This window comes from Terriglobia bacterium (genome assembly GCA_020072815.1).
In the GTDB taxonomy this organism is placed as follows: Bacteria; Acidobacteriota; Terriglobia; order Terriglobales; family Acidobacteriaceae; genus Angelobacter.
The window spans coordinates 13,703-31,544 of sequence record JAIQGE010000025.1 but is presented as its reverse complement, the minus strand read 5'-3'; the positions used below and the strand labels follow the sequence as shown (position 1 = coordinate 31,544).

Annotated in this window: 17 protein-coding genes; 5 read left to right on the top strand and 12 right to left on the bottom strand. The window is 57.9% G+C overall.

Features of this window, described 5'->3' with window-relative positions; all coding sequences use genetic code 11:
- Window positions 1-51 precede the first annotated feature (51 nt).
- Complete coding sequence (locus LAO20_22450; GenBank protein ID MBZ5534196.1) at window positions 52-1,026, bottom strand: histone deacetylase; 975 nt, start codon at window positions 1,024-1,026, stop codon at window positions 52-54.
- 202 nt (window positions 1,027-1,228) lie between these two features.
- Here LAO20_22450 and LAO20_22445 point away from each other — a divergent pair, with 202 nt between their 5' ends.
- Together LAO20_22445 and LAO20_22440 are read left to right on the top strand one after the other, a co-directional pair.
- Window positions 1,229-2,494, top strand: a complete 1,266-nt coding sequence (locus tag LAO20_22445; protein MBZ5534195.1) for an HlyD family efflux transporter periplasmic adaptor subunit — start codon at window positions 1,229-1,231, stop codon at window positions 2,492-2,494.
- 41 nt (window positions 2,495-2,535) lie between these two features.
- Window positions 2,536-3,246: an ABC transporter ATP-binding protein gene (locus tag LAO20_22440; protein MBZ5534194.1), complete on the top strand. Its 711-nt coding sequence runs from the start codon at window positions 2,536-2,538 to the stop codon at window positions 3,244-3,246.
- An 89-nt stretch (window positions 3,247-3,335) separates the two neighbouring features.
- On the opposite strand, the gene LAO20_22435 is transcribed toward LAO20_22440, so the two are convergent.
- From LAO20_22435 to LAO20_22415, 5 genes are all read right to left on the bottom strand, one after another.
- Complete coding sequence (locus LAO20_22435; protein MBZ5534193.1) at window positions 3,336-3,761, bottom strand: hypothetical protein; 426 nt, start codon at window positions 3,759-3,761, stop codon at window positions 3,336-3,338.
- 161 nt (window positions 3,762-3,922) lie between these two features.
- Window positions 3,923-4,231, bottom strand: a complete 309-nt coding sequence (locus LAO20_22430; protein ID MBZ5534192.1) for a hypothetical protein — start codon at window positions 4,229-4,231, stop codon at window positions 3,923-3,925.
- 222 nt (window positions 4,232-4,453) lie between these two features.
- A complete protein-coding gene (locus LAO20_22425) occupies window positions 4,454-4,882 on the bottom strand; it encodes a hypothetical protein (protein ID MBZ5534191.1) in 429 nt (142 codons plus the stop codon).
- A 221-nt stretch (window positions 4,883-5,103) separates the two neighbouring features.
- A complete protein-coding gene (locus LAO20_22420; protein MBZ5534190.1) occupies window positions 5,104-6,108 on the bottom strand; it encodes a DUF4365 domain-containing protein in 1,005 nt (334 codons plus the stop codon).
- 115 nt (window positions 6,109-6,223) lie between these two features.
- The gene (locus LAO20_22415) at window positions 6,224-7,612 is read right to left on the bottom strand and encodes a GNAT family N-acetyltransferase (protein MBZ5534189.1); all 1,389 of its coding nucleotides are present in this window, start codon (window positions 7,610-7,612) and stop codon (window positions 6,224-6,226) included.
- A gap of 988 nt (window positions 7,613-8,600) precedes the next feature.
- Here LAO20_22415 and LAO20_22410 point away from each other — a divergent pair.
- Window positions 8,601-10,244 (top strand): tetratricopeptide repeat protein, encoded by a 1,644-nt coding sequence (locus tag LAO20_22410; protein MBZ5534188.1) that lies wholly within the window; start codon window positions 8,601-8,603, stop codon window positions 10,242-10,244.
- An 84-nt stretch (window positions 10,245-10,328) separates the two neighbouring features.
- Here LAO20_22410 and LAO20_22405 read toward each other — a convergent pair whose 3' ends face one another.
- From LAO20_22405 to LAO20_22395, 3 genes are read right to left on the bottom strand one after another with little or no spacing between them, the layout of a single operon-like run.
- On the bottom strand, window positions 10,329-10,937 hold the full coding sequence (locus LAO20_22405) for a LemA family protein (protein ID MBZ5534187.1): 609 nt from the start codon (window positions 10,935-10,937) through the stop codon (window positions 10,329-10,331).
- Between the two features lie 43 nt (window positions 10,938-10,980).
- Window positions 10,981-11,691 carry a hypothetical protein gene (locus LAO20_22400; protein ID MBZ5534186.1) on the bottom strand — a complete coding sequence of 237 codons (711 nt, stop codon included), beginning with the start codon at window positions 11,689-11,691 and terminating at the stop codon, window positions 10,981-10,983.
- A 22-nt stretch (window positions 11,692-11,713) separates the two neighbouring features.
- Window positions 11,714-12,544 carry a TPM domain-containing protein gene (locus LAO20_22395; GenBank protein MBZ5534185.1) on the bottom strand — a complete coding sequence of 277 codons (831 nt, stop codon included), beginning with the start codon at window positions 12,542-12,544 and terminating at the stop codon, window positions 11,714-11,716.
- Window positions 12,545-12,692: 148 nt separating this feature from the next.
- Here LAO20_22395 and LAO20_22390 point away from each other — a divergent pair, with 148 nt between their 5' ends.
- Together LAO20_22390 and LAO20_22385 are read left to right on the top strand one after the other, a co-directional pair.
- Entirely contained in the window at window positions 12,693-13,286 is a 594-nt protein-coding gene (locus LAO20_22390) for a hypothetical protein (GenBank protein ID MBZ5534184.1), read from the top strand.
- The gene (locus tag LAO20_22385) at window positions 13,283-13,936 is read left to right on the top strand and encodes a hypothetical protein (GenBank protein MBZ5534183.1); all 654 of its coding nucleotides are present in this window, start codon (window positions 13,283-13,285) and stop codon (window positions 13,934-13,936) included. Before LAO20_22390 ends, LAO20_22385 begins: the two co-directional genes overlap by 4 nt.
- A 12-nt stretch (window positions 13,937-13,948) precedes the next feature.
- On the opposite strand, the gene rlmB is transcribed toward LAO20_22385, so the two are convergent.
- The 3 genes from rlmB to LAO20_22370 form a co-directional block, all read right to left on the bottom strand.
- Window positions 13,949-14,677, bottom strand: coding sequence for a 23S rRNA (guanosine(2251)-2'-O)-methyltransferase RlmB (gene rlmB, locus LAO20_22380; protein ID MBZ5534182.1), 729 nt, complete (start codon window positions 14,675-14,677; stop codon window positions 13,949-13,951).
- Between the two features lie 265 nt (window positions 14,678-14,942).
- Window positions 14,943-16,358 (bottom strand): insulinase family protein, encoded by a 1,416-nt coding sequence (locus LAO20_22375; protein MBZ5534181.1) that lies wholly within the window; start codon window positions 16,356-16,358, stop codon window positions 14,943-14,945.
- A 36-nt stretch (window positions 16,359-16,394) separates the two neighbouring features.
- On the bottom strand, window positions 16,395-17,813 hold the full coding sequence (locus LAO20_22370; GenBank protein MBZ5534180.1) for an insulinase family protein: 1,419 nt from the start codon (window positions 17,811-17,813) through the stop codon (window positions 16,395-16,397).
- Window positions 17,814-17,842: the final 29 nt, after the last annotated feature.

Below are 17,842 nucleotides of genomic sequence, written 5' to 3'. Positions count from 1 at the left end.
GGGTTGGGCCACCAGGTTTTAGAGAAGAACGCTGGGCGCGAATCGGGCTCTTCATTGCTTCTGTGCCGCCGCAGGCGCCGCGACTTCGCGTTGCTGGCAAAACACCTGCCACGCTGTGCGATAGGTGTTAGCGTGCGCCTCCACGCTGAGTTCGATGGGCCGTGAGTATCCGCCGCCCGAGGTGATGACCAGGGGAATGCCGGCATCGCTCACCGTGGCCATGACTTTGCGGTCGCGCAGCAGAAGTCCTTCGTGGGTCAACGACAGACGGCCAAGAACATCGGAAGCCAGGCCATCCACGCCGGACTGGTAGAAGATGATTTCCGGCCGAAAATCCAAAACTTCAGGCAAAACTTCATCAAGATGCTGTAAATAGCTGTTGTCATTAGTTTTGTCAGGAAGGGAAATGTCCAGGCAGCTTTGTTGTTTGCGGAAAGGGAAGTTGCTCTGGCAATGCACGGAGAGAGTGAAGACTTCGGGCGAATCGCGGAAGATCTCGGCGGTCCCGTCGCCCTGGTGGACGTCAAGATCAATCACCGCCGCGCGCTGAATGCGCCCGCCGTGCTGCAGGACGCGAATCGCCACGGCGATATCGTTGAACACGCAAAAGCCCGCGCCTTCTCCGCGAAAAGCATGGTGCGTTCCTCCGCCCAGGGTTCCGCCCCAGCCCCGGCGGAGCGCGTCTTGGGCCGCCGCCAGCGTTCCGCCCACGGAGGCCAATGAGCGCTTCACCAGCACGTCTGACCACGGCAGGCCGATTCGTCGCATGGCCGCCGGAGCCAGGGACCCCTCGAGGACGCTGCGGACGTAGGCGGGATCGTGCGCCAGTTCGATTTGCTCCATGGTCGCCGGCGGCGCAGGCTCGAATTGAAAAAGCCCGTCCTTCTCAAGGAGTTTACGCACCATGCCGTACTTAAGAACTGGGAACTTGTGGCTCTCTGGCAACGTAATAGGGTAGTGATCGGTATAGAAAAGCCGGGGTACGGAAAGAGGCACGGCGGAAGCTGCGGAGGATGATTCTGTCATAACCAATGCGGCGAGGCTGAGTCTATACTAGCGGCCGGCTCCGGGTTGAGTTTATCCATGTGTCCGATTCCGGACAGTTGCTTTCAGGAATGGACAGCCGGCGGCGAAAAGCGCAGTATAGGACTACGAGTTTGCTTTGTTAAATCAATAGGTTGTAGCTGTCAGCTCTTTGGCAGCAACGGTGCATGTACTTAAGAACGCAATGGATATTATTCGCGACGAATCGGTAAGACGTAAGAAGCGCCAAAAGAACCTGATCATCGGCGTGATCACGGTCCTGGCGATTGGCGGCATCACGCTGGGGGTTGGCCGGCTCAGCCCGGCGGCGCCAACCGTGGAAATGGGCCAGGTCTGGCCGGACACGGTGAAACGCGGCTCCATGATCCGGAATTGCCACGGCATCGGCTCACTGGTTCCCATTCCGGAAGATGTTCGCCTGATCCCGGCGGAAACCGACGTCCGCGTGGAACGTATTCTGTTGTTGCCGGGAACGCCGGTGACTCCGGATTCGGTCATCATGGAACTCTCCAATCCGCAGGTGGTGCAGGAGGCCCTGAACTCTGATCTGGAAGTGAAGTCGGCGGAGGCTGAATTTCACAACATCAAAGCCAAGGTAAACAGCGAACTGCTCAACCTGAAGGCCGCTTCGGCCACGGTGGAAGCGGACTACGAGAACGCCAAGCGCGATGCCGATGCGAACCGCGAACTGGTGAAGATCGGCGTGCTGTCAGAGTCCGCGCTCAAGGCATCTTTGGCCAAGGAGAAAGAACTGGCCACGCGCCGCGACATAGAGCATGAGCGCATTTCGGAAAGCACCAAAGCGGTGGAAACCCAGATGGCCGTACAGCAAGCCACCATTGACCAGAAACGGGCCATGTCGGGTCTCAAACACCGGCAGTTGGCTTCGCTCAAGGTCCGCGCTGGCATCACCGGAGTCTTGCAGGACGAGCCGGTTACCGTGGGCCAGCGCCTGGCGCAGGGAACTATTCTGGCGAAAGTAGTGCAGCCGGAACACCTGAAGGCCGAGCTGAAGATTCCTGAGACCCAAGCCAGAGACATTGTTACCGGACTGCTGGCGGACATTGATACGCACAACGGAATCGTCAAGGGCTACGTGAGCCGGATTGATCCGGCGTCGCAGAATGGCACGGTCACGGTGGACGTGACCCTGTCCGAGCCGCCGCCCAAAGGATCTCGCCCGGACCTGAGCGTGGATGGGACCATTACCCTGGAGAAACTGGAGAACGTGCTGTACGTGGGCCGCCCGGCTTCCGGGCAGGAAAAACAGACGGTCAGCATGTTCAAGATGGACCCGGACGAGAAAGAAGCGGTCCGCGTCCAGGTGGAACTGGGGCGCGCCTCTGTTACGTACATAGAAATTGTGAAAGGTTTGAAGGAAGGCGACAAGGTCATCCTTTCAGACATGCAGCGCTACGACAACGACCAAAGAATCAAACTGAGCAAATAACAACTTCCCCGCCAACCGGGCATTGAAGGAGATTGGAAACCGTGGCAACTGGACAACCACTGATCAGGCTGGAAACTGTTACCAAGATTTTCTACACCGATGAGGTGGAAACCCATGCGCTTTCCGGCATTCACCTGGACATCAACAAAGGCGAGTTTGTCTCCATCGCCGGCCCGTCGGGATGCGGCAAGTCAACACTGCTCTCCATCATCGGCCTGCTGGATTCGCCCACGGACGGCTCTTATACGCTGAACAATCGCGCCGTCCAGGGGCTGGATTTCTCCGACCGGGCGCGCATTCGCAACCAGGAAATTGGCTTCATCTTCCAAAGTTTCAACCTGATTGGCGATCTTACCGTGTACGAGAACGTTGAGCTGCCGCTCACCTACCGCTCCATGTCCTCTCCCGACCGCAAGAAGCGAGTGCAGGAAGCGCTGGAAAAGGTGGGCATGGCGCACCGCATGCGGCACTATCCCTCACAGCTCTCCGGCGGTCAGCAGCAACGCGTCGCGGTGGCCCGGGCCCTGGCCGGATCACCCTCCATCCTGCTGGCGGACGAACCTACCGGAAACCTGGACTCGCGCAACGGCGAAGCAGTGATGGACCTGTTGCAGTCATTGCATCGCGAAGGCGCAACCATCTGCATGGTCACCCACGATGCGCGCTTTGCCAAGCACGCGGAACGGACGATCCATTTGTTTGACGGCAAAGTGGTGGAAGAGACCGAAGCGGCCAAGCAGGAACTGGCGTAAGGTTACAGACGAAGTTCTTCGACTCAGGGGCGCCGCGATGGCGCCCCGAATCTTTTTCCGGACGATGTTGTTGGTTCGCCTATCCTTGCCTACATCTTGGTCATGGTGAAGTTTCCTGTGCCGACGGTACAAGTAGTGACCACGCCGCCGGTCAGGGTCCATGTGCCGGAGATGGTTTTGCCGTTCACGTTTCCCTGCAGCACAAGAAGATTCTGGGTGGGTCCGGGGAACAGCGTGCCGATGGACATGGTGAAGGCGCCGGTGATGTTCCCGTTGACCACCCCGGCTGAGGTAAATGTTGCTGATCCGCCAGATCCGGGCGTAGGAAAGCAGGTAGTCGCCGGGTTGAATTCCAAGTTGGTCACCATCAGGTCGGCGGAGCCGGTCTGGGTATTCAGCGTGGTGTGGAAGTTCAAGGTTTGCGCTCCGGAGAGGGAGGCCGCCCAGTTGCCATCAATGGTGTCAGAATTTCCTCCGCCACAGGAAACAAGCAGCAGTCCTACGGCAAAGAGCATGGCTATTCCCGGCCGCTTCATCGGAGCGCGCCGTAAGCTATTCATGAAGTTGAACATTGCGACAAGTCCCCCGGAGAAAGTATGGTTCGCGGGCCGGCGTCACCGGCCTCAAAACAGGGAACGCTTTGACGCGAACTTCTTGCACTTCTTTGCTGCTCCGCCTAGTTGCAGGTCAGGCGGGCAAATCCCGTCACCGCAACTCCGTGGCCATTGGTCGCGGTCGCGATCACCGTGGCCGGCGCCGGAGTTGCCCCGATGCAGGTTGCGGTGCCGTGGGTCTGGTCCTGAGCATTGCTGATGCTGACATTGGTGGTGTCGGAAACAGCAAACGTGGCGAAAAAGAAAGACACCGGGGGAATTGGACAGCCTGAGGGCAATACCGGAGTCGCACTGAATTGCTGCTGGTTCCCCGGGGCCGCGGCGGTATGGCTGGCCGTGGCATCCAAAGGGGAAAGGCTGAGCGCGGTCATGTTGCAGTCATGGTTCGAGGCGCCGCAACCAGCGGCGGCCAAGGACAGGACTAGAGTAACAAATAGAATTGCTGTAGTAAGTTTCATAATAAGAGGAAGCATAGTCCCGTGGCAGGGGAGAGGCAAGGTTCAATAGCCTGCGATAGCTCTAAGTTGCGCACGCGGGAACCTATAACAATCCCGGACCGTCCTTGTTCGCGTCTGATGCTTGTCGCGTGGCCTTCAGTTGCAGGTCAGCGATGCCGAGCCGGTTACGGTTGCGCCGCCGGCGAGCCTGGGGTCATTGGCGCTGGCGGTGACTTTGACCGCTCCAGCGGTCGCGCCCAGGCAGATTGCGGTCCCGCGGGTGGAGTCTAGCGCGTTGCTGATGCTCACGTTGACCGGATCGGAAACCGACCACGTGGCAAAATCAAAAGGTAGGGGCGGCGGGGGGCATCCCATGGGCATGTTCGGCCCGGCGCTAAATTGCTGCTGGTTCCCCGGCGCGGAAGAGATATGGCTGGCGGCGGCATTTTGCGGGATGACGCTGAGCGCCCTCACGGTGCAATCGAGCGTACCGCTGGCGGCGCCCGCGGTTCCTTTACCGCCACACCCGGTGACCGCCAAGGAGAGCAGCAAAGCAAGGAAGATGATTGCCGCGGGAGATTTCATAACGGGAACAGCATAATGTTGTGCAGCGCGCGAAGCAAGGCCCAAGCCTACCCGGGGGGACAACTGATGGCTGACTGCTCAAAGCAGAACCGGAGGAATAGTCTCGTTGCTGCGGTAGATTCCGCGAGGTAAGGGGGCGCAAGAATCGAAAAAATCTCTGGAAGAGATTCGTTGAATAACATGTTTCAAAACAATATGAGATTTTTAGAGTTCGCAGTCGGCTACTGTGTCATTGTTCCAAAAAATGATGGGAGGAACCACTCTCTACAGACTTCTTCATGTATTCTCCCGAGATTCGCGAGCTGCTGCCAAAGAGTGCGGATCTCTATCAACCTCATCATCTCTGCTTGACTGTAGAGGCTGACTCCGTCACTTCCTAAGGGAGACCAGATTCGTTCGCGGGATTCCAATTTGTTAGAAGGCTCGGAATATCTAAATAATTGAGGGTCGCCGTCTTTGACCAAACACTCCAAGTGGCGATGGGCCATAGCAATTGGTGCCCACCATTCACATGACTTCCACACATCTGAACGCAAAAGAATACGCGCAAATCGCCGCGTCGTCGCGAGTAGTTCGTCTTCGCCAATGAATTTTAGCTCATGTTCTTGATAGGCAAATTTTTGAAATGCGGCATACAATTTTGGCCGCTTCGCATAATACTGCAGAGGAATCAGATAGTCCCTCTTAATCTCATTGCTAATGGGAACGAGAATTGTCTTGGTTTGTTTTGTCGCATAACTGGGGTCGTTTGGGAGAATGATCTTGTCGACATAGTCCGTGAGGCACACAAAAAAAGCTCGCCGCGACGAGACTTCCACCACAACTAAGACAATAGGCAGCGCTGCGCCCATGCGCTGACTGGTGAGCAACTCGTTAGCATCAATGCGACAGGACAAGACAGGTACGACGCGTGCTTGGCCGCTTAGCCTACCTCCGCCTGGATCAGAGCCGCGTTCTACGTTGATTCGCGGAGGGATGTGCATCTCTCGTGGGCTGAGTCGCTGCGCGCCTTTCACCTGGACAAATAAGTGCTCTCCCAAGGTGTCATAAGCCTTTTTGCGCGAGTTACTCTTGACTTCCTCAAATAACTTAATCGCCAGATCAATGCCATAGTCGGGCTTGTATTCTCGCATTACCCACCACGGCGGAAGGATGGACTCCAGTATTTGCACTGCCTGTTTTCCTATCACATGTTCTTGGGTCGCCCGCTTCGTTCGGTTTGACATCAGCTCTCCTACAACTGTCCGCGTCGGACAAGCATTCGGCCACTCCAATGCAGCATCGTTAACATGTGAGTTCAACACTGATGCTTGATCGGGCTAGACCGAATGCCTTAACGAATCACGACCTCTTACAAAGGATCAAAATCTCTTTCGAGCGTTCGCTTTCTCGCGCCAAGGGCTCCATCCACGCGCCCGATCTAACATAACGAGTCCAGATAACCTCCATACCGGCGTGGCGGCAGAGTGCCTCGATTTCGTCCCTGGTGTAACGTCTGTCCCTAACCAACAACTCTTGCGGCAGGGTTGTACCCGCTTCGAACTGCTCTTTGCGGTAGACGATTTTGGTCTCTTTGTCGATCATGTAGTGCTCCGGATCGAATATGTCCCCGGTTGTTTCCATGGTTCTGCTGGGTTTGAGTTCCAGTAATTTGTCGGGATCAGTGCTGATTGAGAACCAATGTCGTGCTTGGCGTACCGTAAACTCCATATTCATTACTGACAATAATACGTAACCGCCTCGTTTGACATGTCGCGCCAGATTTTGAATGATTTTGAGATTATCTTCTCGTTCTGTGTAGGTACCCACGACGTCATACAAGCAGATGCCCGCGTCAAATTCTCTTTCCAGGTTAATTGTGCGACAATCGGCAACCGCAAATGAGGCTTGGGTTAGGCCTCGTGCAAGGGCTTCTTGGCGAGCGGCGGCAATGAATGCTTCAACATAGTCAACGCCAAGCGCGTTGATCCCACGGGAGGCCAATTGCAGAACGTGCCGCCCACGGCCACATCCGAAATCCACAATCGAATCAGCCCCAGGGCTAAGGCAGTTATCTATGATGAAATCGACTTCAGCTGGTGAGTGTTTCGCCCAGGAATGGTCGCCCCCATTCAGCAGCATTCGCGAATATGCGCACTTTGTTACTTCATCTGACGCCAGTAACATTTGCTCGAGTTCCATCGCAGTCAGTCCAATTTGCTCCTGATCATGGAATGTAAAAGCAAACCATTCCCAGCCTTCTGGCAACGGGCCCAGCGTCCAAGGTTTCCCTTTGCTGATGACACCAGCTAGCATTTCATCCAACGTGGAGTGGTCGAGCAAGAAAGCAGTGTTTATTCGCGACTCATCTTTCATGATTCGGAGTTCTGTCGACTCCTTAACATAGGGAACCTCGCTAATACCGAGCCTTAGTAACGTATCTTGATTCTGTTTTATCCGTTTTGGCGAGCCCCTTCTGCGGGTCGCTTTCTCAAGAGCACGGATTGCATAGGGGTTTGCGCTGATTAAGCCCCAAGCCTTGTGATCGCTGAAGCCCCAGATTGTGAACAAAAGAGTCTTGCCTACGTTATTCCTCCGGTGATCTTGATGGACGACCAGTTGTGTTACCCATGAGACCATCCCGTAGTGGGGCACTTTCGTCTGGAGTGCGATCGCGTAGCCGACTAATTCGCCGTTGAGCCTAGCCAACGCAATGCGAGAATCCGCCGACTTTAGCAGTTCCTGAACCATGGCCGACGTGCATTTCACTGCTTGGCCTTCCCGACCACTCCCCTTGCCCCATCGTCCGTAATGTCTAGAATAGAACTCCGCTAACTCCTCGGCCTGTTCGGAGCGCGTGAGTCCGCCGAGGATCCACTCGAATGTATACACTGAGGTCGTCCTTTTACTCTGAATCGCTTTGGGGGAACTCGTTTCCACAAGAGCAGTTCCCGGATTCTAACCAGAGGCTCTGCGGATATTCTACAATCGCTCGTTTGATCGCGCTTCGCTTGGCTGCGCGCGGGCCTACGGCAGTGAGGAAGCAGTTTCTTTTCGTGCTTACCCGGCACTTATTCCTCAGCGCGCGTTGCGCGCCTCGGAAACGTGTCCTCGTTCGCCTCCGGCGAAGGCAAGCTTGAAAGCCTGCCCTGTTAAAGCTATCGGTCGTCCCTGGCGGGACTGTATCGCGGGTGACTCCGACATTCCGCTTCACCCGGGCAGGGAGACGTGGCGGTGCCACGTCTCTACGGTCAAGTTCTCTTTACCAACGTCGGTTGGCGGTGCAGTGATTGCTGCTAGCGCAGGCGAGGGCGTCCGCGGTCCGCAAGAATCGCAAAATCACAAGATGTGGGGTTGATCTAGGTTGGTCATCCATACATCTTGTGATTCAGTCTTTTTGGGGAAGGTAAATCGCTTCTTTGCGCTTGACTTTCGCTGTCCATCATGCTAACATAACTCGTTTAATTACAGTGGGTTATGCGTATATGGAGGGGCAGACCATCGCCGGGGATGGAGGGCGGGCCATGCCGGGGCTGAACCTGGGTATCGCCGGGATTTGAAGGGGGTATCGCCGGGGATGAGTGGAGCTAAGTCCTTATTTTTCGGGGATGAAGGGGGAGGGGGCGGGGGATCGCCGAAATCGCCGGCATCGCAACGTGATCGCCGTCATCGGAAAACGCCAACGGCAGAGTATGATGGACAGCCAAACTAGAGCAAAGAGGAGAGTACAGCCCGAACCATGACCGGCAATCTTGCAGAGCGGCTTGATTCCTGGAAGGAGATTGCCTCCTACCTGCGGCGCGACGTGCGCACCGTGCAGCGCTGGGAGAAAAAGGAAGGTCTGCCGGTGCATCGCCACCAGCATGACAAGCTGGGGTCAGTGTATGCCTATCCGGCGGAGCTGACGCAATGGTTCACGACGCGTCAGCAAGCCGCGCCGGCGGAGCAGCCGCAAAAGCCCGGCGACAAGATCAAGCTGGCGGTGCTGCCGTTTGGCAACCTGAGCGGCAGCGCGGAAGACAACTATTTCAGTGAAGGTCTGACGGAAGAGATGATCACACAGATCACGCGGTTGCAGCCGGCGGAGCTGGCGGTGATTGCCCGAGGCACGGCGCTGCATTATGACAACAGCAAGTCGTCACTGGAGCAGATGAAGAAAGACCTGGGCGTGGATTACGTGCTGGAAGGCAAAGTACGCCGCGGCGGCGACCGCGTGCGCATCACTGCGCAACTCAGCGAAATCCAGGACCAGACGCAGCTCTGGGCTGAAACCTACGAACGCGACATGAGTGACGTCCTGAGCGTGCAGGCGGAGATTGCCCAGGCCATCGCCGGGGAAATTCACCTGGCGCTGAATCTCACCGAGAGCGAGCGGCTCACCGGACTTCGCAAAGGCCAGCATCGCATCCAGCCGGCCGCGTATGACGCCTATCTGAAAGCGCGCTTCCACCTGCATGAGATGACTCCGGCGGGCATCAGCAAGAGCATTCAGGATTTCAAGCACGCCGTGGAGCTTGATCCAAGCTACGCTCCGGCGCACGCCGGACTGGCCAGCGCGTACGCGCTGCTGGCGATTGCGCCATTTGACATTCTGCCTCCGCATGAAGCCATGCCCAAGGCGGAGACGGCGGCGCGGCAGTCGCTGCAACTGGACAGCGAACTGGCGGAAGCCCACACCGCGCTGGCGTTAGTCGAACACCACTATCACTGGAACTGGGCGGGCGCGGAGACGCACTACAAGCGCGCGCTGGAGTTGAATCCCGACTATCCTGACGCCCACTTGTGGTATTCATGGCTGCTGCTGGCGCTAGGCCGGCGCGAAGATGCGCTGCGCGAAATTGAAGAGACCATGCGCATTGTGCAGGAGACGGACCCGCACCGGCTGGTGGCCGTCCACGCAACGCGCGCGCTGGCATATTACTTTGGCCGCGAGTTTCAGCAGTCGGTGGACGAATGCGCCAAAGGCCTGCAGCTTGATCCCAAGCACTTCATGCTGCACTACATCAAAGGCCGCTCGCACATGCGTCTGGGCCAGGAGAAGGAATGCATTGAACAGTTGAAGGCCGCAGCGCCGCCGGGCGAAGTTCCCCTGGTTGACGCCGCGCTGGGCCTGGCGTATGCCGTGGTCGGCCAGTTGGACGAAGCCAAGAAGATGGCGGAGAGCTTCAGGTCGGTGATGGCCAAACGCTACATTCCGCCCACGTACTTCGGCATGTTGTACGCCGGGTTGGGCGACCGCGAACGCGCGCTGGTGTGGCTGGACAAGGCGTTCCGCGAACGCGCCGACGGCCTGACGTGGCTCAACGTGGATCCCATGCTCGACGACATGCGTTCTGACGAACGTTTCCAGGAGCTGGTGCAGAGGATCGGGCTGACGAAGTGAAGTTTCCAGCGGCACGCGCTGATAGTCGTGCCGGTGCTCTTTGACAATTAGCTGGGCCGCAGCCGTAGCCGCGGCCCAAAATGCTTAGCGAGCGGGCACGGGAGTGGCCGTTGCGCCGGGCTTCACGCCGGAGAAATCAACTTTCGGCACGCTCTTGGCGCCTTCACTGGCGGCAAAATAGGCGTCATTGCGCTTGAAGCCGGCCATCCCCGCCCAAAGGCTGTTGGGAAACAGGCCGATGTAGGTGTTGTAGTCCTGCAGGGAATCGTTGTAGCGTTTGCGTTCGACGGCGATGCGATTCTCCGTTCCGGCAAGTTCATCCTGCAAGCGCAAGAAGTTTTCATTGGAGCGCAACTGCGGGTAGTTCTCCACGATCACCAACAGACGGCCGATTGCGCCATCAAGTTGCTGGTTGGCGGCGATCTTGTCGGTCGGCGTGTTAGCAGAGAGCAAACGTGAACGTGCTTTAGCGATATCGCCAAAGACCGTCTGCTCCTGCGCGGCAAAGCCTTTCACCGTCTCCACCAGGTTGGGGATCAGGTCGGCGCGGCGCTGCAGCACAATATCCACCTGCGACCAAGCGGCCTTTACCGCTTCATTTTTGGTCACGAGTTGGTTCTTGGTGCTGATGTAGCTGCCAAAGCAGGCCAGCAGCAACACGGCAATGATGACGATTACGATGAGCGCTTTCATTTTCTTCTCCTCCGTCCACGTAGGCGATTCTAACGTACAAGGGTTACAGGGCGTCCACGGCCTGAACTACCTTGTCAATTGCTTCCAGATACTTGGCAAATCCAGTGTCCGCGGCAATCTCACTTTCGTTTGCCTTGCGGGCGCGCACCTGCAACAGTTGCAGAAAAATGGCAGGATCAAACTTGACCCGGTCGGCCAGTTTCTTGATGTTGTCAGCTTTGGACGCCAGCGGCTGCTCTCCCATCGCGATGAGCGTGTGGCGGAACAGCGCGCCGAAGTTGGAGACTGAATCCAGCATGAGCCGGCGCACGCGGTCGTCATTGGCGGCAGCCGGAATATACATTTGCCGCAAGGTCAGCAGCTTGGTGCGCAGGTTGTTCTCCAATTGGATGCGATGCAGGTCCATGGGCACCACCAGGTTGCTGAAGATGTCTTCGCCATAGAGAATGCGGTGCCGCTGGCAGATGTCGAGCAATTCGATGGCAAACACGTCCGCGGAGCGTTCCAGTTCCGTGCGGGAAAAGACCAGCGGCGCTGGGAACATGTTCTCGGTCCACCATCGGATGGCCGGCGCCAACGCAGCCAGAGTTTGCGCGGAGAGTTGGCCCACCACGCAAAGGAGATTGATGTCTGAGAAGTCGGGATGGAAGTCATCGGAGACGGCTGAGCCGAAGAGCGCGACGCACTCCAGGTTCGGGCCGGCCGCCTGCTTGAGACGTTCCACAAATTCTGCGATTTGCTTTTCTGCTTCCATAGAGTGTTTCTCCGCTCTGCGGCTACCAGTCGCCGCTTGCGCCGCCGCCTCCGGAGCTGCCTCCGCCAAATCCGCCAAACCCGCCACCACCGCCGAAGCCACCTCCGCCGCCCCAACTGCCGCCGTCGCGCCCGCGCCCGCCGCCGCCACTAAACATCAGTACGATGTTCAGGATGACGCTCACCACGTTGAGCAGTCCGCCAAACCCGAACATGTTGGCGACAATGGCCAGGGCGATTACGCCCACGATCGTCAACAGGATGACTGTGCCGGGAGAAAAGTGGTGGGCTGGCCGCGGAGGCGTGCCGACCGCGGGTGCAGGTGTGCTCGGCGGCACTGGAGGTTTGATGGTGACGCCCGCATCGGCGGCAATTACATCGGCCACGCGCTGGGTAAGCAACAACATGGCCTCGCTATATTGCTTTTGCTGAAGCAGGGGAACAGCTTCACGGCCAAAGCCGCCGACTTTTCCGTCGGGAAGAATGGGCTCCAGCCCGTAGCCCACTTCAATGCGGTAACGGTGGTCATTGACTGCAAGCAGGATCAGCACGCCACGGTTGCTGGCCTTTGATCCGATGCCCCATTCCTTGTAGAGGCTGACAGCGTAACTTTCAATATCAGCTCCGTCGAGCGACTTGATGGTGACCACTGCAATCTGCGCTTTGGCCTTCTGGTCAATCTGCTGGCAGAGAGTGGTGATGGCGTCGGAGGTGTAGTCGTCCAGTTCGTCGGCGAAGTCGTTGACGTATCCCGTGGGCTTGAGCTGCTTGATAGGCTCAGCGCGCAGCCCGCAACTCAGGCAGGCCACTGCCAGAACCCAAATCGCTGCCTGCCAGATCTTGTTGGGAACCATTCTTTGTCAATTATAAGCAGAAGGCTGCGATTACCGGTTTGTAATAAGAAGCAGCAGCTGGCAACTGGCAATTAGCCAAGGCAAAGATGCGTCGCGAGGCGCGTGGCTTTGCAGAGAAGTGGCCGTCACTGTGATACACTCCGCCGCTATGTGGACCAGAATCGTTGCGCTGCTTCTGCTGCTGAGTGTGCCGCTGGTGGCCAGCGACGAATTCACCTTGTACGAGCTTTTGACGCCGGAGAGCCATCAGTTCGCCATCAGCTATGACGTTACTCAGGACCGCGAGGGCGCGGAGTTCTTTCTCAATCCAATCCGGCCAGGCTCGGTGGCGACGAAGGAACGCGTGATCGAACGCAGCACCGGCAAAGAACTGAAGTTAGAGCCGATCACCGGCAAGGACGCGAAAGCAGCGGGCCTGGTCTCCTCCCAAACGCCGGACAACGCTGAGTTCATCAAGGTCCGTCTGCCGGGCCCGGTGCCCAAGGGCGGCGAGACCCGCATTCGCATCTTCAAGACCTATACTGACGCGGCTTCCTATTACCTGAAAGACGGCCAACTGGTGTTCGAGCGGCCGCTGGGCATCAAGCGCAACGTGGTTGTGCTACCCAAAGGATGGGAAGTGGTGGAGAGCGCTTCTCCGGCGATGGTTTCCACCGACGCTGACGGCCGCGTCCGGCTCAGCTTTCTCAATGATCGCGATGACCAGCTTCCTGTAAGAATCGTCGCGCGGAGACTGCCATGAAAAAGTTGGCGATCGTCGTGTTCGCGCTGGCTGCGCTGTCCGTCCAGGCCCAGGACGAATCATTTCATCGCGCCGAACAGGACCGCGTGATCACTTACTGGCTTCTCGATCCGGACACGCACCAGTTCCGCTTCTCGCATGACTTCACCGTGACCCGGGTCGGGCAGAAGTACGTCCATAGCTTTGTGCGCAAGGGAAGCGTGGTCTCGCCGGACGCCAAGATGATTGACGTGGACAGCGGCAAGCCGCTCAAGACTTACGCCGTCACCGGCAAAGACGTAAACGCCCTTGATTACTATCCAGACAAACTTGATCCCGAATCGGTAGCGGTGCAGGGCGATTTGGAGCATCCCATCGCGGAAGGCCAATCCGCGCGAGTTCGCGCTCAGGAAGCCTACACCGATCCCGTGAGCTACACGGTGAAGGACGGCGAGCTGGTCTGGGCGCGAACGTTGGGCCGTCCTGTGAACTACGTGATACTGCCGCCGGGCTGGATGCTGACGTCGGTGAACACTCCGGCGGTGATCTCACTGGACGAAGAAGGCCACGTCAAGTTGCGTTTCACCAACACCCGCAATGGTGATCTGGCCATCGTGATCAAAGCGCGCAAGCGTCCGGCAACACCGGAAAAGAAAGAGCCGGCGAAGTAGACTGTGGCGCGTTCACTTCCGCCGCTGCCGCGCGACTTCATACATCACCACGGCTGCCGCCACCGAGACGTTGAGCGACGGCACTTTTCCCAGCATCGGGATGGAAACCAAAAAGTCGCACTTCTTGCGCACCTGCTCGTGCAGGCCGTGGCCTTCGGCGCCCAGGACCAGCGCGCAGTCCATTTTGTAGTCAAGTTGGTCGTAGAGTTTGTCTCCGCGCTCGTCCAGGCCAACGGTCCAGATGTTGCGCTCTTTCAGTTCTTCCACGGCGCGTCCAATGTTGGTGACCTTGGCGATGGGCAGATACTCGGTGGCGCCAGAAGACGCCTTGACGACGGTAGCCGTTACGCCGACTGCGCGGCGCTCCGGTAACACGACGCCGTCGGCGCCGGCGCCTTCCGCCGTGCGGATGATCGCTCCCAGATTGTGCGGGTCTTCAATGCCGTCCAGCACCAGCAGAAATGCATACTGGCCGCGCTTGTGGGCCAGCAGGTCTTCAATGTCGTTGTAGCGCTTTTCCGCCGTGACGGCCACTACGCCCTGGTGACTGGCTACTTTGGCCAGCCGCGTGAGCTGGTCGCGCGGCAAGGTGCGGACCGGAACGCCCGCGCTGCGGCATAGCTGCGTGATCTTCTGGATGCGTGCGTCGTCGCGGCCAGGCGCCACCGCCACGTATTCAAAGCCTCGTCCGCGCGCTGACAGCGCTTCTTCCACCGCGTGAATGCCGAAAATGATTTGCATGAGAGCAGCCGTTAGCACTTAGCCGTTAGCCATTAGCTTATAAATCCTGTTGAGACGGAAGAGCAAGTTGCGCGATTGCGGACGGTCGTCAGCGAAACCCAGAACCTTTGAAACACGGAGGAAAGGAGGAAGCGGAGGAGCTGAGGATGGGGTTGATCCACTCCATCACGACGCTGACCAGAACACCGCGAAGCTAAGTCCACGCAGAAAAAAGTGCGGGATCCTGAAGGACCCCGCAATCGCGAAAGATGCTAACCCTCGCCGCTCACTGGCCGCTGGGTTGATAAGGCGCAAGTTGTTCGGTGATTTTGCTCTTGTCGCCTACCACCACAATGGTCATTTTGTCCGGCGTCAAATATTTCTGGGTCATCTGTTGCACTTGCTGGGTGGTGACGGCAAAGACCTTCTGGACGTACGTTTCCAGATATTTATCGCCCAGGTTGTGCAGGTCAATGAATACCAATTGGCCGATGATGCCCAGGCGGCTGGAGTTTTGCAGAACAAAGATTCCGCCCATATAGTCCTGAATGCCTTTCAACTCGTCGGGGGACGGAGGTTCCTTCTGCAGGCGGTCAATCTCAAAGAAGATTTCCTTCAAAGATGGACCGGTGACCGCGGTGGTGACGTCGGCAAACTCCGCCCAGTAAGCGTCACGATAACGCGTGGATACAGTGCTGAAGGGAGAGTACGTGTATCCCTTCTGCTCGCGGATGTTGGAGGTAATGCGCGAGCCGAACGAGCCGCCTAGAATCGCGTTGGTGACTTGCAGCGCGATATAGTCAGGGTTGCTGGGGTCAATCGTCGGTAAGCCAACGTACACCGTGGATTGAGCGGCGTTGGGGCGATCTACGACTTCCAGCGTTCGCTTGGCAACCGGCTTGGGAATGTTGATCATCGGGTCCGGCCCTTTGGCCCAGGCAGAGAATGAATCGGTGATGGCCTTCTTCATGGCCGCGGCATCAAACTTGCCGGCGACGTAGACGTGCGTGCGGGCGGCGCCAAAGTTGTCCTTGTAGAACTTCTGGGCGTCCGCCACGGTGAGTTTGCCGATTATCTCCTCGGTGGGAAATGAGCGGCCGTAAGGATGGTCGGGATAGAGGGCCTTCATGAAGTGCTCACTGGCCAGGGGCTGCGACTGCGACTTGGTGATCGCCAGCCGGCGCAACGCGTCCTGCTTAAGACGAGGGAACTCAGATTCGGGAAGAAGCGGGTGCTGGATCACGTCCGCCAGCAAACCGACCATTTTCGGGCCGAATTCCGAGAGCACGTCGGCGAAGACCTGCGTTTGGTCATAGCCGGTGCCGATGTTAATGGAGCCGCCCATAGATGCGGACTCCTGAGCCACCTGCTCCGCGCTGCGCGACTTGGTGCCGCCTTCTTTGATGAGGCGTCCGGTGAAGTCAGAGAGCCAGACTTGGTCAGCGGCCTCATTCAAGCTGCCGGCGCGGACGGTGGCCAGGATGGCCACTTTGGGCAACGTTCCGTAAGGCACCATGGTGACTTGCAGCCCGTTGGGCAAGGTGAAAGTTTGCTTCTGCGGAACAGTAAAGGCTTTCGGCGGTCCTCCCGCAGGAGGAGTCTGCTTTTGCGGCGGGGCCGCAGCTTTTTCCTGGGCCAGCCCAGCCAGACTCAAGACCAGGGCCAAGCCTGACAGTGCGATCAGTTTCAATATCTTCTTCATATTTCTCTCCATGTGGCTTGGAATTGGCTCCTGGAATTAGTTTGCCGGCCTTGGTACGTCCGGAGCAGCGGCCTTGGGTTCAACCACCAGCACGGTGCGGTTGCCGGGCCGCAGATATTCCTGCGCGGTCTTTTGCAGCAGGGCCGGAGTCACTTTGCGAAATTCAGATTCAATGGAATTTACGCGGGCTGGATTATCGTCAAACAGCGCGAAGCTGCATAGCAGGTCCGCCAGACCAAATCCGTTGCTCGATCCCAAAGTGTTGTAGAGCCCGGAGCGCAGCTTGACCAGTGCCCGGTCCAGCGCGGCGGCGTCCACCGGCTTGGAGCGCAGCGGCTCAACCACGGAATCCACGGCGGACATGATGGTCTCCGGCTTTACGTTGTTGTCATAGAACAGCGCGGCTGTCCACAGCATGGGGCCGTTGTAGTTGTACATGCTGCCCAGCAGGTTGATGCCGCCGTTCACGTTGGCGGTAAGCTTCTGCTTCTTGACCAGTTCCTGGTAGAGCAGGCTGTCATCGCCTTGCAGCAGCATTTCATTCAGGATGCCCATGGCGTAATACTCCGGCGTGTTGCGGTCCGGCATGTGGTAAGCGAACGCGATGGCCGGCCGTTTGGCCTGGGTGTCCGGTTTACTGGCGTGTTTCTCGGTTTCCTGCCGAGGCTCCGCGATGTCCGGAAGCTTGGGCTGCGGCGGTGAAGGGATGCCGGCGAAGTATTTCTTGATCCACTCCTTGGCTTGTGCCGGCTCAAAGTCGCCGACCACCGCCAGCGCGGCGTTGCTGGGCACGTAATAGGTCTTGAAGAACGCGTCCACGTCTTCCAGTTTTGCGGCTTCAATGTCTTTCAAGTCGCCATAGAAGTTGTGCGCGTTGTACCAGTTGGTATTGGCGTACTGCGGCATGTCCACCCAGGGGAAGCCGCCGTAAGGACGGTTCAGCACGTTTACCTTGACTTCATTGCCGACCACGCCTTGCTGGTTCTTGAGGTTCTCTTCCGTGATGTTCAGGCCGCGCATGCGGTCCGCCTCCGCCCAAAGCGCGGTCTCCAGTTTGTTGGAAGGCAGCACTTCAAAATAGTTGGTGAAGTCGAAGCGCGTGGAGCCGTTCAGGATGCCGCCATTCTTCTGCACCAGCTTGATGAACTCCATTTTGCCCAGGTTCTGCGATCCCTGGAACATCATGTGCTCGAACAAGTGGGCGAAGCCGGTGCGGTCGCGGGGCTCAACCCTGAAGCCAATGCGGTAGTAAACGGCCACGACAATGGTAGGCGCCGTGTGGTCCGGCGAGAGAACTACGCGCATGCCGTTGGGCAATTTGTAATAATCCACAGGGACGGTGAAGCCCCCGCTGGCATCGTGTGCTGCGGGCGCCGCTTTGGGCCCGGTCTGGGCATTCGAGACCGTTACAACAAACATCAGCAAAACGAAAAATAACAGGCGGGAAGACCTCATGAGTCCCTCCAGGGAGTGGGGATGGTACA

Excerpts from the sequence above, each read along its gene's own strand:
- LAO20_22430 (MBZ5534192.1), bottom strand. The coding sequence starts at position 4,231 with ATGACCGCGCTCAGCCTTTCCCCTTTGGATGCCACGGCCAGCCATACC.
- LAO20_22410 (MBZ5534188.1), top strand. The coding sequence starts at position 8,601 with ATGACCGGCAATCTTGCAGAGCGGCTTGATTCCTGGAAGGAGATTGCC.
- LAO20_22445 (MBZ5534195.1), top strand. The coding sequence starts at position 1,229 with ATGGATATTATTCGCGACGAATCGGTAAGACGTAAGAAGCGCCAAAAG.
- LAO20_22395 (MBZ5534185.1), bottom strand. The coding sequence starts at position 12,544 with ATGGTTCCCAACAAGATCTGGCAGGCAGCGATTTGGGTTCTGGCAGTG.
- LAO20_22450 (MBZ5534196.1), bottom strand. The coding sequence starts at position 1,026 with ATGACAGAATCATCCTCCGCAGCTTCCGCCGTGCCTCTTTCCGTACCC.
- LAO20_22435 (MBZ5534193.1), bottom strand. The coding sequence starts at position 3,761 with ATGCTCTTTGCCGTAGGACTGCTGCTTGTTTCCTGTGGCGGAGGAAAT.
- LAO20_22390 (MBZ5534184.1), top strand. The coding sequence starts at position 12,693 with ATGTGGACCAGAATCGTTGCGCTGCTTCTGCTGCTGAGTGTGCCGCTG.
- LAO20_22425 (MBZ5534191.1), bottom strand. The coding sequence starts at position 4,882 with ATGAAATCTCCCGCGGCAATCATCTTCCTTGCTTTGCTGCTCTCCTTG.
- LAO20_22415 (MBZ5534189.1), bottom strand. The coding sequence starts at position 7,612 with ATGGTTCAGGAACTGCTAAAGTCGGCGGATTCTCGCATTGCGTTGGCT.
- rlmB (MBZ5534182.1), bottom strand. The coding sequence starts at position 14,677 with ATGCAAATCATTTTCGGCATTCACGCGGTGGAAGAAGCGCTGTCAGCG.
- LAO20_22385 (MBZ5534183.1), top strand. The coding sequence starts at position 13,283 with ATGAAAAAGTTGGCGATCGTCGTGTTCGCGCTGGCTGCGCTGTCCGTC.
- LAO20_22420 (MBZ5534190.1), bottom strand. The coding sequence starts at position 6,108 with ATGTCAAACCGAACGAAGCGGGCGACCCAAGAACATGTGATAGGAAAA.
- LAO20_22375 (MBZ5534181.1), bottom strand. The coding sequence starts at position 16,358 with ATGAAGAAGATATTGAAACTGATCGCACTGTCAGGCTTGGCCCTGGTC.
- LAO20_22370 (MBZ5534180.1), bottom strand. The coding sequence starts at position 17,813 with ATGAGGTCTTCCCGCCTGTTATTTTTCGTTTTGCTGATGTTTGTTGTA.
- LAO20_22405 (MBZ5534187.1), bottom strand. The coding sequence starts at position 10,937 with ATGAAAGCGCTCATCGTAATCGTCATCATTGCCGTGTTGCTGCTGGCC.
- LAO20_22400 (MBZ5534186.1), bottom strand. The coding sequence starts at position 11,691 with ATGGAAGCAGAAAAGCAAATCGCAGAATTTGTGGAACGTCTCAAGCAG.